This is a genomic window from Ornithinimicrobium sufpigmenti, assembly GCF_004322775.1.
In the GTDB taxonomy this organism is placed as follows: domain Bacteria; phylum Actinomycetota; class Actinomycetes; order Actinomycetales; family Dermatophilaceae; genus Ornithinicoccus; species Ornithinicoccus sufpigmenti.
The window spans coordinates 1,291,954-1,307,675 of record NZ_CP036403.1 but is presented as its reverse complement, the minus strand read 5'-3'; the positions used below and the strand labels follow the sequence as shown (position 1 = coordinate 1,307,675).

Below are 15,722 nucleotides of genomic sequence, written 5' to 3'. Positions count from 1 at the left end.
CCCAATGAGGAGACACGATGACCGACCAGCCGCTTGCCGCACCGGAGCCGATGGATGAGGCCGGGCTACTGACCCTCACCGCGCCCGAGCCCGTCAAGCCGGTCGCCGCGACCGCTGCCCCGAAGATGGCGCCGCCGGTGGACCCGGCGGCCCTGCCGGCACTGGACGCCAAGGTCGAGACCTTCCTCCAGGGGCTCACCGAGACCGAGACGCGCTCCCCCGAGTTCGCCAAGCGTGCGGCCGACGTGCGCACCATGGGTGACCAGGACATCCGCGCGGCTGCCGAGACCTCCAACCGGCTGCTGAAGTCGCCGGTCCGGGCGCTGCAGGAGGGCGGGGTCTCCAAGGAGTCCAAGGTCGGCCAGACCCTCACCGAGCTGCGCCGCACCATCGAGGACCTCGACCCCAAGCAGGCGACCGGCCCGAAGAAGTGGCTGGAGCGGCTGCCCTTCGCCGACCGCGTCACCTCCTACTTCAAGAAGTACGAGTCGGCCGAGAAGCACCTCGACGCGATCCTGCACTCCTTGCGCAACGGTCAGGACGAGCTGGCCAAGGACAATGCCGCCCTGAACATGGAGAAGCAGCAGCTCTGGGACGCCATGGGCCGGCTCAACCAGTACGTCTACATCGCCGAGCAGCTGGACGCCAAGGTGTCGGCCAAGATCGCGATGATGGACGAGACCGACCCCGACCGGGCCAAGGCGATGCGCGAGGACGTGCTGTTCTACGTCCGCCAGAAGCACCAGGACCTGCTCACCCAGCTCGCGGTGTCGATCCAGAACTACCTGGCCATCGACATCATCATGAAGAACAACATCGAGCTCATCAAGGGTGTTGACCGAGCCTCGACCACCACGGTGTCCGCGCTGCGCACCGCCGTACTCGTCGCCCAGGCGCTGAACAACCAGCGCCTCGTCCTGGACCAGATCACCGCGCTGAACCAGACGACCTCGACGATGATCCAGCGCACCTCGGAGATGCTGCGGGACAACTCGGTGGCCATCCAGGAGCAGGCGGCGTCCTCGACCATCGGCCTGGAGCAGCTGCAGGCGGCCTTCGCCAACATCTACGAGACGATGGACGCCATCGACACCTTCCGCGTCAAGGCGCTGGACGGGATGGCCCAGACCATCGGCGTGCTCGAGGGCGAGGTCGAGAAGTCCCGCACCTACCTGGACCGCGCGCAGCGCACCGACGCCCGCCTGGTCGGCGGCGAGCTCGACCTGGGGGACGTGCCCCCCACGAGGCGCTGAGGTATGGCGTTCTCCGCCCTGCTGGACCGGATGCTGGGGCGTACGCCCGACGCCCCCGAGGACCGGCTGGCGCTGCCCGCACCGCCGACCGCCGAGGACGTGTATGCCGCGCTCGACGAGACCGAGCAGCTGCTCACCTCCGCCGCGCTGCCCTCGGTGGTGACCGCTCGCGGCCAGCGCGTGGTCGACACGGTCCGGGACACCGTGCCCCGGCTGGAGAAGCTCACCGGTAGCGACCTGGGCTACACGATCATCGCCACCGCCACCGACTACCTGCCCGAGGCGATCGGCGGATACCAGCGCCTGCCCCGCCGGTACGCCGACACCCGGCCCGTCGACGGCGCCAAGACCTCGCTCCTGGTGCTCGTGGACCAACTGGACCTGCTCGGGCTGACGATGGACCGGGTCTTCGACGCGGTCTTCCGCGACGACGCCCGCGAGCTCGTCGCGCAGGGCCGGTTCATCGCCGAGAAGTTCGGCTCGGCCGGCGCCGGCGGACAGCTGGCGATCGGGCAGGACGAGGCACCGCTCGCGCCGTTGCCCGAGGAGCCCGAGCAGCCCGAGCAGCCCCAGGAGCCCGGTGACCCGGCTGGCGCGATCAACCCGCTGACCCCGCCCAGCCCCCTAGGAGACGACCGATGAGCGCCACCGACCTGCGAGCCGCCGTCGACATGCTCGTCCGGGTCGGCCGCGAGGCCGGGCTGGACGAGGGTATGGCGCGCTCCGAGGGCGAGAAGGTGGCCGCCGCGGTGCTCGAGCAGCCCGGCCCCAACGGTGCCCACCGGCTCTGGGGCGAGGCCGTGGGCCGCCCCGCCCAGGACTTCTTCACCGCCGTGCCCCGCGGCCGGCGCTACGCCTCGATCCCGACCACGCTCCTGTCGACCCTCGTCGCCGAGGGCAGCCCTCGTGCGGCCGGCTACGCCCAGGCCCTGGCCGACGTGGCCACCGCGGCCGCCACGGTCTCCGGGGCGGGAGCGGTCGCGGTCGGGAAGGCCACCTCGGTGGCCCGTGCCCAGCTTGCCGCGGCCGGGGTCGCCCCCGCCCACGGGCCCGGGACGCCGACCGAGGGGCTGACCCCACCGTCCGCGAACCCTCCCGGCGCGGGGGGCAGTGCCGGAGCCGGGGCCGACCAGGGTGACCTGCAGGCCTGGTCGAACGACCTGCTGCGCCGCGCCATGGACCAGGGTGACCGCATCCGCGAGATGCTCGGGCACCTGCCCGGGACCCCGGGCGGCGGCCAGCCCGGCGGCGGCGAGCCCGGCAGCAACGCGCCCGGCGCGGACACCAGCGAGGTGCCGGGCCAGTACGGCATACCCCACGATCCCCTCACCGGCAGCGGGTCCGCCGGGGAGGGCGCCACCTGGCAGGCCCAGGACGGCCCGGCCGCCGCCCCTCCCGCCGAGGAGGAGCCGGAGGACGAGCGCACCGTCGAGGAGCTGCTGGCCGAGCTGGACGCCCTCGTCGGGCTGGAGGCGGTCAAGGACGAGATCCACCGGCAGGTCGCGGTGCTGAAGATGGACGCCCGGCGCCAGGAGGCCGGCCTCAAGGTCGTCACGCTCACCCGGCACCTCGTCTTCGTCGGCAACCCGGGGACCGGCAAGACCACGGTGGCGCGGCTGGTCGGGGGCATCTACCGGGCGCTGGGCCTGCTGTCCAAGGGGCAGCTCGTCGAGGTGGACCGCAGCGAGCTGGTCGCCGGCTACCTGGGTCAGACCGCGGCCAAGACCTCGGAGGTCGTCGCCTCCGCCCTGGGCGGCGTGCTCTTCATCGACGAGGCGTACAGCCTCAACGGCGACCAGTACGGCAAGGAGTCGATCGACACCCTGGTCAAGGAGATGGAGGACCACCGCGACGACCTCGTGGTGATCGTCGCCGGCTACCCCGAGCCGATGGCCGAGTTCGTCGCCTCCAACCCCGGGCTGGAGAGCCGCTTCCGCACGATCATCGAGTTCGACGACTACTCCGACGACGAGCTCGTCGCCATCCAGGCCCTGCTCGCCCAGAACATGGACTACGACATCGCCCCCGAGGCCGGCGAGCGCTTCCGCGAGATCCTCGCCGCGACGCCGCGGGGCCCGAGCTTTGGCAACGGCCGGTTCGCGCGCAACATGCTCGAGGCCGCGATCGGGCGGCACGCCTGGCGGCTGCGGGACATCGAGGACGTGGACATCGAGGAGCTGCGGACGCTGCAGCGTCAGGACTTCGAGGACCGCGACGCCGTCGACCTGTCGGTGGAGGACGCGGGTATGCCGTCCGAGGCCGAGGACGACGGGCCTGACCCCGCCCCCGATGACGAGGCCCGATGAGCACGCCGAACTCACCCGCCGGGCAGGGACCACCCGCCCAGCAGTCCGGAGCAGCCCCGCAACCCGCCCAGCAGGGGGCAGCGGCCGGTCGGCCGGTGCAGCAGGGTCAGCAGAACACGCAGCCGGCCGCGCAGAGCAAGGGCAAGGGAGTCGGACAGGGCCCCACCGCGGCACGGTCGTCCTGGAACACCCCCAGGCTCCTGCGCCTGGCCCGGGCCGGGGCCGCGACGGCGGTGCTGCTGACCGGCGTCGCCGCGACCGGGACCTTCTCCACCGACGGGCTGAACGCCACCCCGGACGTCATCGCCCAGCAGTGGGTGGCGGCCGAGCGCGCGGGCGTGGAGATCGCGCAGGCCGACCTGCGGACGGCCGAACGGATCGCCGGCGGCGACCAGCAGGGCGCGCGAGACTCGTTCGACGACGCCGTGACCCAGGTGGGCACGGACCTCACCTCCCTCGGCACCGACCGGTTCGAGTCGGGCGAGATCGCCCGGGAGTGGTCCACCTTCGTGCTGGGCGCCGAGCGCGCCGTCGCCGCCGCGCAGAACGCTGCGTCCCCAGGCTCGGAGAGCGTCACCGCGGTGTACGGCACGGCCTCCCAGGTCTCGGGGTCCGCGGTCGAACGCACGGACCAGGTCGCCGAGCGCCACGCGCAGGACCTGCGGACGGGGTCCCGGTCGATGCTCACCGGCACCGTGGGCACCGTGGCCACCCTCGGGCTGGTCGGGCTCATGGTCTGGCTGGCGCTGCGGACCCGCCGCATCGTCAACGTGCCCCTGCTCCTCGCCACGGCCATCACCGCGGGACTGACCTACCTGTCGTTCAACCCCTCCGCGCTGCCCCTCACCTACGACCAGCGGCTCGCGGACACGACGGCGGCCGCCACCGCCCTGCAGGAGGTGTACCAGGCCCGGACCACCCAGCATGCCCTCACCCCGGGGCAGGGTGACCGGTGGCCCGACGAGGCGGCCGAGGCCGGACGGGCCGTCGGTGCCGGGGACGCCCGCACCCTGTGGGAGGAGATCGTCGAGGCGACCCCGGAGCCCGGCGGGGAGGCGGTCAGCGCCACCCAAGCGACGTTCACCCAGCTGGAGACCGTCCTGCGGGACCGGCTGGACGACCAGCTCGACACCGCGGTCGCGGCCGTCGGCCGGCCGGCCGGCATCACCTCCGGCGTCGCGCTCCTGCTCGGGCTGGTCGGTGCCGGGCTCGCCTGGACGGGCCTGACGCGCCGGCTGCGGGACTACCGCTGAGCGTGGACCAGGTGGGCGTGGACACGGGGCTGAGCGTGGGGAACGGACCGATCGATGAAGGGTGGATGCAGTGAGTGACCAGGACCGGCGGGGGGACGGGGCGCACGAGGACGGCGACGCGCCACCCATGCTCGTCATCGGCGAGCGCGGCCCCGAGGTGGAGGACACCACGCTCGAGGAGCTGCGCCGCCAGCGCGAGGAGCTGCTCCGTGAGCGCGCCGAGGCCGAGGAGCGGATCCGGGCCGAGCGGGAGCGCGCGGAGGCCCAGCTCGAGGAGGAGCGGCGGCGCACCGAGCAGGAGCTGATCGAGCGTCAGCGCCGCATCGACGACGCCGAGCGAGACCTGATGGCGGCCGAGCGCCGCGTGCGCCGGCAGGCCGAGCGCAGCGGCACGGCGCACACCGTGCCGCGGGTCGCCCGCACCCTGCCGCCCAGGGGCAGGCTGCGGGCCAAGGGACGGCCGGCCTGCTCGCGGGCGTCGTCGCCGTCTCGGCGGTGGTCGCGCTCGTCTCGGCCGGGACGCCGCCCTCGGAGGGCGAGATCGGCGAGTACGCCACCCTGGCCGACGGCCAGGTGGCGTGGGACGAGGCGACCCGGGCCTACGACGAGCTCATCGCCCTGCGCATGCAGGAGGTCGGCAGTGCGCCGTCGGACGAGGCGCTGGCCGCGGTCGAGGAGCAGTCCGAGCAGGTGCTCACTCTCGTCGAGCAGGCGCAGGACGTCGTGCCGCTGCCCTACAGCACCGGCACCGACCGCCTGGGCGAAGCCATCGAGATCATCGCCACCGACCAGTCACCCGGAGCCATCCGGCCGGTCAACCAGTGGGAGGACCAGCGCTACCTGATCAGCGACGCGGCTGTCGGCCGCAGCGACGTCGAGCGGGTCACCGAGGCGATGCTCCCCGGCTCGGCCCTGTCCTGGTGGGCGATGGGCGCCATGCTCCTGGCGCTGGCCGGGCTCATCCGGCTGGCGGTCAAGGACCGCGCCTACGTCGGGCTGGCCCTGCTCGGGGTCGGGGCGATCACCGGTGTGGCGAGCACGGTCTACCTGAACACCTACCAGCAGGTCGGGTCGCTGTCCGAGGCCGCGACCGCCAGGGACGAGGTGGGCCGGGAGTACCGTGCCACCGTCAGCGCCCAGGGACGTGACCTCGCGGCGGCCTTCGGCGTGGACCGGGGCGTCTCGGGCGACGAGGACTACTGGACCCGCGACTACTACCTGGACCTGGAGGACGTCCCGGAGGACGTGGTGCAGGACTACTACGACGTGCGGGCGGAGTTCGCTGACCTCACCCCGGAGGAGCAGCTGGCACAGGCACCTGTCCTCATCGATGCGCTGGCTCCGATCTGGGACCAGCGCCGCGACCAGCTCAGCGCGGCGGACTCCGCGGTGCTGGCGGCCGCCGATGACCCGCCCGGTGTCGCGGGACTGCTCCTCACCTCCCTGGCCACGGTCGGGCTGGCGGTCGCGGCGGTCCTGGCGCCCTCGGGCCGGCCGGAGCAGCTGCGCACATCCTCCGGCGCGGGCAGCTCGAGCCCCGCAGGAGCCAAGCGTCCGGCCGACCGCAAGGCCAAGGGGCAGGACCGTCGGGACAGTCGAGACAGTCGCACCGCCCGCGGCAGCCAGAACGCCCGGGTGCGCAACACCCACCGCAACGCTCCTGCTCGGGGACGCGCGGGACGCGCGGGACGTCGGGGAGGCCGCGGATGAGCACGCCCTACGCCGTCACCCCGACGGCCCCCGGGTCGCTCGGGGCCGACGTCCCCGCGCCCGAGCTGCTGCGCTACCTGGACGCGATGATGCGCTGGAAGGATCAGCGCCGCACCGAGCTGGACGCCCTGGACCGCGCCGCGCTGGAGCTGTCCGACCCCGCGGACCGGGCCGCCGTCACCCCCGACGTCACCCTCTCCATGACCCTGTGGCAGGCGGTCGCCGACCGCCTGGACCTCATCCTGGCCACCTGGGACAACGGCCGGGTCGGTGAGCAGGAGCGGCGCCGCATCACCACCCTCGTCTGGGGCACGCTGGAGCAGGCGGGGTCGCGCGGCCAGCAGGCGCTGGCCGTCTCGCTGCCCGAGGCGTGCCGGCTCTCGGACTCCCTGGCCTCCTCGCTACGCTCCCGGCTGCGTCTCGACGGCGCCGACCCGGACCTCTCCGGCCGCCTGCGCGCGCTGCGCCAGCAGGTCGAGCGGATCGCCGACCAGGTCGCGCTCGTGCCCTCGCGCCGACGGGGGTCCGCCGCCGACGTGCACGCGCAGCTGGACCAACGGCTGACCGACATCACCGAACGGGCCCGCCGCGGCGCCGACGTCGGTGGGCTGCTCGGGCCGCTGGAGTCGCAGGCCGCGACGGTCGAGCGCGACCTCATCGTCGCGGCCTCCGCGCGGGCCCACGCCAAGGCCGACCACCAGCAGGCCACCCGCGAGGTGGCCGAGCTCAGCGCGCGCGGCGAGGCCCTGCGCCAGCTGGCCGCCCGGGCCCGGGCGGAGGTCACCCCCGCCCCCACCCTGGGGATCCCCGACGTGAACGCCCTCGGGCCGGTGCCGACGGACCCGGAGGAGCTCACCGCATACCTGTCCCGGCTGGAGCGGGTGGAGCGCGCGCTCGCGCACGCCCACGCCGAGTATGCCGCCGCCCTGGCGCGGCGGCAGGACCTCGCCGAGCAGGTCGCCCGGTTGCGGACGGCGCTGGAGGCCCTGCCCGACGCCGGCGCGATGCGGGCCCTGATGGCCGAGGCCGACGCGCTGCTGGCCACCGAGCCGACCGACCTGACCCGCCTGGAGGCGCTGGTGCGCGCCCAGGAGGGCTTCGCCCGCGCGATGGGAGTGAGCCTGTGAACCCTTGTCTCGAGCCGGGCTGCCCCGGCTCCTACGAGGACGGCTGGTGCAACGTCTGCGGCTCCCCCGAGCCGCGACAGGCCCCGGTCGCCGCCACCCCGCTCCGCCCCGCCACCGGGGCCGCGGCGGCCCCCCGCGCCGCGGGACCTTCGGGAGCAGCTGGTCCCACGCCCGATGCCGGCGTCCCCAGCGGGGCGGACCCGGGCGACCCCGACAGCGCTGCCGGGACGGGCGGCACTGCCGGCGACCCGGCCGCGGGCTCCTCCCAGGTCGTCGCCACCCCCGCGCCCGGCCAGTCGCACCAGGCCGTCCGCGCGGCCACCGTCCGCCGCCAGCGCGCGCACGCGGCGGTGCGCCGCTCCCGGCTGGGCATGGGCCTGACCCAGGTGCCCGACGTCGTCCCGACCGACCCGGCCTCCAAGGTCCTCACCGACCCCCAGGTCCCGGAGGACCGGCGGGTCTGCCCCAACTGCGGCGCCAAGGTCGGGCGCGCCGCGGGCGAGGGCGCAGGACGACAGCAGGGCTTCTGCCCGCAGTGCCGCGCGCCCTACTCCTTCACCCCCAAGCTGGTCGAGGGCGACCTGGTCGCCGGCCAGTACGAGATCGTCGGGGCGCTGGCCCACGGCGGCATGGGCTGGATCTACCTCGGCCGGGACAAGAACGTCTCCGACCGCTGGGTGGTGCTCAAGGGCCTGCTCAACACCGGCGACCCGGACGCGCTGGACGCGGCCGTCGCCGAGCAGCAGTTCCTGGCGCAGGTCAAGCACCCGCTGATCGTGGAGATCTACAACGTCGTCCAGCACGAGGGCGACGCCTACACGGTGATGGAGTACGTCGGCGGGAAGTCGCTCAAGCAGCTGCTGCAGCAGCGGCTGCGCGACGCCGGCCGCTACCACCCGTTCCCGGTGGACCAGGCGCTGGCCTACGTCATCGAGGTGCTCCCGGCGTTCGCGCACCTGCACGACCTCGGGCTGCTCTACTGCGACTTCAAGCCGGACAACCTCATCCACGAGGGCGAGGGCATCAAGCTCATCGACCTCGGCGGTATGCGCCGCGCCGACGACCTGGACTCCCCCATCTACGGCACGGTCGGCTACCAGGCGCCGGAGGTCGCCGACCTCGGCCCCTCGGTCGCCTCGGACATCTACACGATCGGCCGCACCCTGTGCGTGCTGACCTTCGAGTTCCGCGGCTACCAGAGCGAGTACGTCGACTCCCTGCCGCCGATGTCGCAGGTGCCGGCCTTCACCGAGCACGACGCCTTCTACCGGCTGGTCGCCCGCTGCTGCGCGCCCGACCCCAACGACCGCTTCCTCACCATCGACGAGCTGCGCACGCAGATGATCGGGGTGCTGCGCCAGGTCGTGGCCTCCTCCCAGGGCGAGGACCACGCGGCGACCCTGTCCGCGCACAGCCCGGTCTTCGAGGCACCGGTCTCCACCGGGGAGACGCTGTCCTGGTGGGAGCTGCCCGAGCTCAAGCGGGACGACACCGACCCGATGCTGGACTGGCTCTCCTCGCTGCCGACCGGTGACCCGACCGAGCTGCACAAGGCCCTGGCCGGGGCGCCCGACCAGACGCCCGAGGTGCTGCTGGCGCGCGCCCGCGTCGGGATCCAGATGGGCCAGCAGACCTGGCTGGACGAGGCGGTGCGCGGGCTGCTCGGCGAGGACCCCTGGGACTGGCGTGCCTCCTGGGTGCGCGGGCTGTGGGCGCTCGCCCGGGCCGAGCTGGAGTCCTCCCGGTCCGGTGCCGACGGGCAGTCGGCCGGGTCGGGGAGCATCGCAGCCGGGCAGACGGCGGCCGGGCACTTCGCCGCGGTCCGCGACGCCCTGCCCGGCGAGATCGCGCCCCGGCTGGCGCTCGCGCTCGCCAGCGAGATCGCGGGCTACGCCAAGGCGGCCGAGCTGGACTACCAGCGCGCCTGGCGCACGGACGCGGGGTATGTGGCGCCCGCCGCCTTCGGGCTCTACCGGGTGCGGCTCGGCCGCGACGACGTCAGCGGCGCCCTCGCGGCGCTCGACTCCGTGCCGGCCAGCAGCCGCGCCCACCCCCGCGCCCGGTGGCTACGGGCTGAGCTGCTGCGCCGACGCGGGACGCTGACCGACCTGCGCGAGTCCATGTACTCGGTACGCCGCCTCACCCTCGACCCGCGGCAGCGGGCGCAGTTCTCCGCCACAATTTTGGAGCAGGCGTTGCAGCAGGTGGCCCAGCACGGCGAGCAGCCCAGCTGGCGCCTGGGCGACACCCCGGTCACGCGCGACGCGCTGAGCCGGCAGCTGGAGCGGGAGTACCGCGTCCTGGCCGACTACACCCCCGACCCGCAGGAGCGGGCGGTCCTCATCGACCGTGCCAACGCGGTCCGACCCTGGAGCTGGACATGACCGATCAGACCCCGGAGCCGACCGCGACCGAGCAGACGCCCGAGCCTCCCCTCTCCGCGACAGAACACGCGGAAAGGCCCGACAGGACACGCGGGAGGGCCCCAGAGAACACGCACGAGGGTCCTGGAGGGCCGGTGCCGACGGCGCAACCGGCCGAGCCGTCGCAACCCACTCCCGACGGCGCTCCTGCAGAGCCGACTGTCGAGCCCGCTACCGAGCCGACTTCCGAGCCCACTGCCGGAGCCGAGGAAGAGATCATCCCGCTCACGCCGCCGGACCCGCCGGAGGCCCACCCGGACCCCGACCCGTTCTCCGGCGGACCGCCGCCGCTGCCCGAGCCGATGCTGGTGCTCGACGGCACCCTGCCCGAGCAGCCCGAGCAGTCGGAGGAGCCCGAGCCGGTCGACCACGGCACCTGCGCCTCGTGCGGCGGCGCCTATGACGAGGACGGCTGGTGCACCCAGTGCGGCGAGCGCCGGCCGGACCCGCGCGACCACTTCAGCGACCGGCCCGCCCCGCACGTGGCGGCGGTCTGCGACCGGGGCCGACGGCACACCCAGAACCAGGACGCGATGGCGGTCCGGGCGGCCGAGGACGAGCCGGGACGCGCGGTCCTGGTGGTCTGCGACGGCGTGAGCAGCGCGGAGCGCTCCGCGGAGGCGAGCCTGGCCGCTGCCGAGGCCGCTGTCGAGGTGCTCTCCCGCACCGGAGCACCGCCCACGACGCGCCTGGTGCAGGCCGCCGACGCCGCGGTGGACGCGATCGAGGAGGTGGCCCGTGAGTTCCCGGGCACCGCGCCGTCGTGCACCTTCGTCGCCGGGATCGTCGACGGCGGCACGCTCACGGTGGGGTCCGTGGGCGACAGCCGGGCCTACTGGTTCCCGGACGAGGGGGAGCCGGTGCGGCTGACCAGCGACGACTCGATGGCCGAGGAGCAGGTCCGAGCCGGGATGGGCCGCGCCGAGGCCGAGGCGAGCGCGATGGCGCACACCATCACCCGCTGGCTGGGACCGGACGCCCCCGACCACACGCCCCAGGTGCGCACGCAGGATGTCTCGGCCCCCGGCTGGGCGCTGCTGTGCAGCGACGGCCTGTGGAACTACGCCTCCGAACCGCACGACCTCGCCGCGGTCCTGCGGCAGGGTATGCAGCGCGCCGGGTCCGACCCGCTCGAGCTGGCGCGGGCACTGGTCGACTGGGCCAACGAGCAGGGCGGCGCGGACAACATCACGGTCGCCCTCGCCCGCACCGGGAGCACGGGGCAGGATGGGTCCCATGGCTGAGTTCACCTCGACCGTCCACCAGAACGAGTTCCTGCCCGACGGCGGCACCGACGTCCACGCGATCGTCTCGATCACCTGCACCGGTGCCGGCTCGGTCGCGCCGATGAGCTCGGCCTCCGGCGAGGCCGGGGAGATCATCATCGTCGACGTCTCGGGCTCGATGGACGTGCAGGGCGTGCAGGCGGCCGCCTATGCCGCCTCCGCCGCGCTGGACCAGATCGTCGACGGCGTGTGGTTCGCGATCATCGCGGGCAACCACGAGGCGGCGCTGTGCTACCCGACCGGCACCTCGGCCGCGATGTCCCGGATGTCGCCACAGACCCGCCTGGAGGCCAAGCGCTCGCTGCAGCGGCTGGCGCCCGGCGGCGGCACCGCGATGGGTCGCTGGCTGCTGGCCGCGGCGCAGCTGTTCGCCACCGTGCCGTCGCTGGCCAAGCGGCACGCGATCCTGCTGACCGACGGCGCCAACCAGCACGAGACGCCGCAGGAGCTGTCCTGGGCCATCGAGCAGGTCCGGGGCCGCTTCCAGGCCGACTGCCGCGGCCTCGGCGCCGCGTGGCAGGTGGCCGAGGTGCGCCGCATCGCGGAGGCGCTGATGGGCACCGTGGAGCTGATCCGCACCTGGGACGGGCTCTCCGACGACTTCGCCCGGCTGATGCAGCAGTCGATGGGCCGGGGGGTGGCCGACGCGGAGCTGCGCGTCTGGGCCCCGCAGGGCGCCGAGGTGCTCTTCGTCAAGCAGGTCAGCCCCACCCTGGAGGACCTGACCGGCCGGCGCACGGCCGTGAACCCGCTGACCGGTGCCTACGACACCGGCGCCTGGGGCGACGAGACGCGCGACTACCACGTCGCCGTCCGACTGGCCCCGCGGGCGCTGGGCCAGGAGCAGCTCGCCGCGCGGGTGCAGCTGTCGGTCGGTGGCGAGGTGAAGACCCAGGGTCTGGTGAAGGCGTCGTGGTCCGCGGACAGCGGTCTGACCGCCCAGATCAGCCCCGAGGTCGCGCACTACACCGGCCAGACGGAGCTGGCCTCGGCGATCCAGGACGGCCTGCGGGCCAAGTCGCTGGGTGACGACGCGACGGCGACCTCGCGTCTGGGTCGGGCGGTGCAGCTCGCGAAGCAGACCGGAGACGAGGCGGCCACCTCCCGCCTGGCTCGCGTCGTGGACATCGAGGACGCCGCGACCGGCCGGGTCCGCTTGCGGCGCCACGTGGACAGGCTCGACGAGATGGAGCTCGACACCGCCTCGACCAAGACCACGAGGGTCCGGCCGACGTGACGGTCACCTGTCCCGAGGGTCACCAGAGCGAGGCGACCGACTACTGCGACATCTGCGGCACGCCCATCGGCGGGTCGGACGGCTCCGGCCCGGGCGGCGCCGGGGCTGCAGGCCCCAGCGGTGCACCAGGGTCGACGCCCGGTCCGGTGATCCCGCAGGCGGGGCCGGGCTCGGTGCTCGACCTGGACCCGGCTCCGGCGGCTGTCCCGACGCTGACCTGCCCCCACTGCGGTGGACTCAACGTCGCGGACGCACTCTTCTGCGAGGCCTGCGGCTACGACTTCACCACCGGCGCCGCCCCGCTCGGCTCCGAGCCGGTCGTGCCGGAGCCGGACGCCTCCGCGGCGTCGAGTGCCCTGGACCTCGGCGGGGATCCGGCCGCGGGCACCGGCGAGGACGTCGGGGCCACTGAGGACGAGGACGCCGAGGGTCCTGACCAGGACGCAGGGGTGACGGACGAGGACGCTGAGGGTCCGGACCAGGATGCTGCAGCGCAGCACGAGGCTGAGGCCGACGCTGATGCGCCCACGGACGCCGAGGCCGGGGACGAGCCCGCACAGGGTCCGGACGAGCCCGCACAGGGTCCGGACGAGCCCGCGGCTGAGGACGGCAAGGACGAGGTGGCCGTGGCGGCCGCCGAACCCGAAGGGTCGCGGGGCGACTCCGGGAGGGAGCACCTCGACGGGGCGACCTCGGACCCAGATCCGGTGACCTCCCCCGATCCCAGCGGGGCGGCCGCGCACGTGCGGCCGCGGCATACCCCGCCCTCGCGGGCCCTCTCGGACACCTGGGTGGTCGAGGTGTGGATCGACCCGGACTGGTATGCCGTGCAGCAGACCGAGGAGGCCTGCCCCAGCCCCGGGCTGCCGGACATCGTCGTGGTGCGCCGCAACGTGGCACTCATCGGACGACCGTCGGGCAGCCTCGGCGTGCGGCCCGACGTGGACGCGGGCGCCGACTCAGCCGTCTCGCGACGGCACGCCCAGCTGACCAGCGACGGGTCGCGGTGGTGGATCGAGGACCTGGGCAGCAGCAACGGCACCTACGTCGGGTCCGTCGGCGAGCCGCTGCCCACCCAGCCGATCCGGCAGCGGGTCGAGATCGACCGCGACGACCGGATCTACGTCGGGGCCTGGACCCGGCTCGTGCTGCGGCAGGCGACGACGTCGGAGCAGGCCGGCCAGGGCTGACGCGGCGGCCAGCCGTCACCGAGGCTGTCAGGAGGCGCCGACGAGGTGGCCCCCGAGCGACAGGTGGCCGCGGCCCCCTAGAGTCGGAGCCATGCCCACCGACGACCCCGGGACGACCGCTCGGCCCAGCACCAGCCGGGCCCGGCTGCGCCGCTCCGGGCGGCAACTGGTCCGGGGCGGGGTGGTGCTGGTCGTGGTGTCGCTGGTGGTGACGCTCATCGCCGGGTTCATGACCCGCAGCATGATCAGCCACCTGCAGGCCAACTCGGCAGAGCTGCTCGACGGCACCGCGAGCGTGTCGCTGCAGGCCGGGGCCGAGCGGACCCTCTACGTCACCGGCGGACTGGTGGCCCCGGGCGAGCTGGTCCCGACCCCGGTGGACCAGATCAGCTGCACGGTCACCGGCCCCGACGGGCAGCCGGTCGCCTTCGACGACCGCACCGCCGACCGGGCAGGCGTCGACGTGGCCGTGGCCCGCATCCAGGTCGTCGGCCACTTCACCGCCGGGTCCGACGGGGAGCACCTCGTCGAGTGTGACGGGCTCGGCGTGATCCTCTCCCCCGAGCTGTCGCCGGCCTCGGTGGTGGCGCGGGTCGGCGGCCTGGCGCTGGGCAGCCTGGGCACGATCCTCGGCCTGACCATGCTGCTGATCGGCGGCGTGCTGCTGGCGCTGCGCCCAGAGGGCGACGAGCAGGCCGCGGCTGCCGACGAGGACCTGCCGCCGGAGGAAGGTGCCGACGAGTGGTGGGAGAAGAACCGAGGGGAACCGGACGCCGACGCGGACGACCAGACCGACACCCACACCTCTCGCTCCAGCCACGGGCCGACCGACGACGACTACGTCGAGCTCACCGACGAGGACCTGGCCGCGTTCACCGACGAGGAGCTCGAGGAGCTGGTGGCCTCCGGTGCGATCGTCTTCGAGGACGACGAGGACGGTCACCTGAGCGGCACCGACGACGGGGCCGACGGCCGCCGGGCCTGACGACGCGTCTCCACCACCCAGAAGAGACAGAACAGCGCGATCTCCCACCACTCCAGGAAGATCACCAGGTGGCCGGGGGCAAAGGCTCGGGCGATCCCCCAGGCGACGAGCGGCCCGAGCACCATCAGCACGAAGATGATGCGGTAGCCGGCGAGGTGGACCAGCTCGTGTGCCTCCGGCCGTTCGCGGGAGCGCCGGGCGGCGGCGCGGGGCCAGGCGTGGCTCCAGACCGCCACGGCCAGCGCGCAGATGAGGAAGATCGCGGCGAGGTCGTGGATCCGCAGCTGCACCTCCCCCAGCACGGGTATGCCGGTCATCCGCAGCCCCTCCATCGTCACCTCGTCGACGGGCGGCACCCACAGCTGCCACATCGCCAGGGCGAGGAAGGCCACCAGCGTCCCGCCGGTCACCACCACGAAGACCAGGGAGATCGGGTCGCCGGTGACCAGTGCCCGCAACCGCTTCATGACCCGCAGCTCCAGCGCGAACAGCACCAGCGCCAGCAGGGCCACCACGGTCAGGCTGAACCGCAGCGACCAGACGTACTCCGCCGCGGTGATCCCCTGCCCGGAGAACGTCATACCGCCGCGCAGCTCCGCCAGGAGGTCTGCCAGCCCGGTCGGCACGAGCGCCACGAAGACGGCGTAGAAGCCCGCGCCGCCGAGGTTGTAGTCCTCGAAGTACGTCGCGCCCTGGTAGGTGAGGAGCAGCACGGCCACCCCGATCAGCACGCCGACGAAGACGTCCCGGACCGGGCCGCCGTAGTAGGCGCTGATCGAGGTCTCCAGGTGCCCCTGCTGGATCGCCGCACCCACCGTCACCACGAACAGGACGGCCGGCAGCAGCACCAGCATCCAGCGCAGGCTCGCGTAGGTCAGCCGCAGGACCTCGGTGCGTGACTCGCTCGCCATCTCCCGAACGATAGGGGCGAGGACCGACAGCCCGCCATACC

General features: G+C 73.9%; 12 protein-coding genes. 11 read left to right on the top strand and 1 reads right to left on the bottom strand.

Translation table 11 applies throughout. The annotated features are described in order from the left end of the window. Nucleotides 1-17: 17 nt before the first annotated feature. The 11 genes from ESZ52_RS06025 (at nucleotide 18) to ESZ52_RS05975 (ending at nucleotide 14,770) form a co-directional block, all read left to right on the top strand. Nucleotides 18-1,253: a toxic anion resistance protein gene (locus tag ESZ52_RS06025; protein WP_131104132.1), complete on the top strand. Its 1,236-nt coding sequence runs from the start codon at nucleotides 18-20 to the stop codon at nucleotides 1,251-1,253. A 3-nt stretch (nucleotides 1,254-1,256) separates the two neighbouring features. Further along, nucleotides 1,257-1,895 (top strand): hypothetical protein, encoded by a 639-nt coding sequence (locus ESZ52_RS06020; RefSeq protein ID WP_181010064.1) that lies wholly within the window; start codon nucleotides 1,257-1,259, stop codon nucleotides 1,893-1,895. Next, entirely contained in the window at nucleotides 1,892-3,559 is a 1,668-nt protein-coding gene (locus ESZ52_RS06015; protein WP_202865415.1) for an AAA family ATPase, read from the top strand. The genes ESZ52_RS06020 and ESZ52_RS06015 overlap by 4 nt, the downstream gene beginning before the upstream one ends. Continuing rightward, nucleotides 3,556-4,812: a hypothetical protein gene (locus tag ESZ52_RS06010; protein ID WP_131104131.1), complete on the top strand. Its 1,257-nt coding sequence runs from the start codon at nucleotides 3,556-3,558 to the stop codon at nucleotides 4,810-4,812. The genes ESZ52_RS06015 and ESZ52_RS06010 overlap by 4 nt, the downstream gene beginning before the upstream one ends. Nucleotides 4,813-5,307: 495 nt before the next feature. Continuing rightward, nucleotides 5,308-6,522, top strand: a complete 1,215-nt coding sequence (locus tag ESZ52_RS06005; RefSeq protein ID WP_131104130.1) for a hypothetical protein — start codon at nucleotides 5,308-5,310, stop codon at nucleotides 6,520-6,522. After that, a complete protein-coding gene (locus tag ESZ52_RS06000) occupies nucleotides 6,519-7,649 on the top strand; it encodes a hypothetical protein (protein ID WP_131104129.1) in 1,131 nt (376 codons plus the stop codon). Before ESZ52_RS06005 ends, ESZ52_RS06000 begins: the two co-directional genes overlap by 4 nt. Next, nucleotides 7,646-10,033: a serine/threonine-protein kinase gene (locus ESZ52_RS05995; protein ID WP_131104128.1), complete on the top strand. Its 2,388-nt coding sequence runs from the start codon at nucleotides 7,646-7,648 to the stop codon at nucleotides 10,031-10,033. The genes ESZ52_RS06000 and ESZ52_RS05995 overlap by 4 nt, the downstream gene beginning before the upstream one ends. A gap of 134 nt (nucleotides 10,034-10,167) precedes the next feature. Then, entirely contained in the window at nucleotides 10,168-11,316 is a 1,149-nt protein-coding gene (locus ESZ52_RS05990) for a protein phosphatase 2C domain-containing protein (RefSeq protein WP_131104127.1), read from the top strand. Continuing rightward, nucleotides 11,309-12,595 (top strand): VWA domain-containing protein, encoded by a 1,287-nt coding sequence (locus tag ESZ52_RS05985; protein ID WP_131104126.1) that lies wholly within the window; start codon nucleotides 11,309-11,311, stop codon nucleotides 12,593-12,595. Before ESZ52_RS05990 ends, ESZ52_RS05985 begins: the two co-directional genes overlap by 8 nt. After that, a complete protein-coding gene (locus tag ESZ52_RS05980; RefSeq protein WP_131104125.1) occupies nucleotides 12,592-13,785 on the top strand; it encodes an FHA domain-containing protein in 1,194 nt (397 codons plus the stop codon). The genes ESZ52_RS05985 and ESZ52_RS05980 overlap by 4 nt, the downstream gene beginning before the upstream one ends. A 91-nt stretch (nucleotides 13,786-13,876) precedes the next feature. Then, the gene (locus ESZ52_RS05975) at nucleotides 13,877-14,770 is read left to right on the top strand and encodes a hypothetical protein (protein ID WP_131104124.1); all 894 of its coding nucleotides are present in this window, start codon (nucleotides 13,877-13,879) and stop codon (nucleotides 14,768-14,770) included. Here ESZ52_RS05975 and ESZ52_RS05970 read toward each other — a convergent pair. Then, entirely contained in the window at nucleotides 14,725-15,681 is a 957-nt protein-coding gene (locus ESZ52_RS05970; RefSeq protein ID WP_131104123.1) for a hypothetical protein, read from the bottom strand. The two genes, ESZ52_RS05975 and ESZ52_RS05970, sit on opposite strands and share 46 nt — an antisense overlap. Between the last annotated feature and the right edge of the window lie 41 nt (nucleotides 15,682-15,722).

Excerpts from the sequence above, each read along its gene's own strand:
- ESZ52_RS06025 (WP_131104132.1), top strand. The coding sequence starts at position 18 with ATGACCGACCAGCCGCTTGCCGCACCGGAGCCGATGGATGAGGCCGGG.
- ESZ52_RS06020 (WP_181010064.1), top strand. The coding sequence starts at position 1,257 with ATGGCGTTCTCCGCCCTGCTGGACCGGATGCTGGGGCGTACGCCCGAC.
- ESZ52_RS06015 (WP_202865415.1), top strand. The coding sequence starts at position 1,892 with ATGAGCGCCACCGACCTGCGAGCCGCCGTCGACATGCTCGTCCGGGTC.
- ESZ52_RS06010 (WP_131104131.1), top strand. The coding sequence starts at position 3,556 with ATGAGCACGCCGAACTCACCCGCCGGGCAGGGACCACCCGCCCAGCAG.
- ESZ52_RS06000 (WP_131104129.1), top strand. The coding sequence starts at position 6,519 with ATGAGCACGCCCTACGCCGTCACCCCGACGGCCCCCGGGTCGCTCGGG.
- ESZ52_RS05985 (WP_131104126.1), top strand. The coding sequence starts at position 11,309 with ATGGCTGAGTTCACCTCGACCGTCCACCAGAACGAGTTCCTGCCCGAC.
- ESZ52_RS05975 (WP_131104124.1), top strand. The coding sequence starts at position 13,877 with ATGCCCACCGACGACCCCGGGACGACCGCTCGGCCCAGCACCAGCCGG.
- ESZ52_RS05970 (WP_131104123.1), bottom strand. The coding sequence starts at position 15,681 with ATGGCGAGCGAGTCACGCACCGAGGTCCTGCGGCTGACCTACGCGAGC.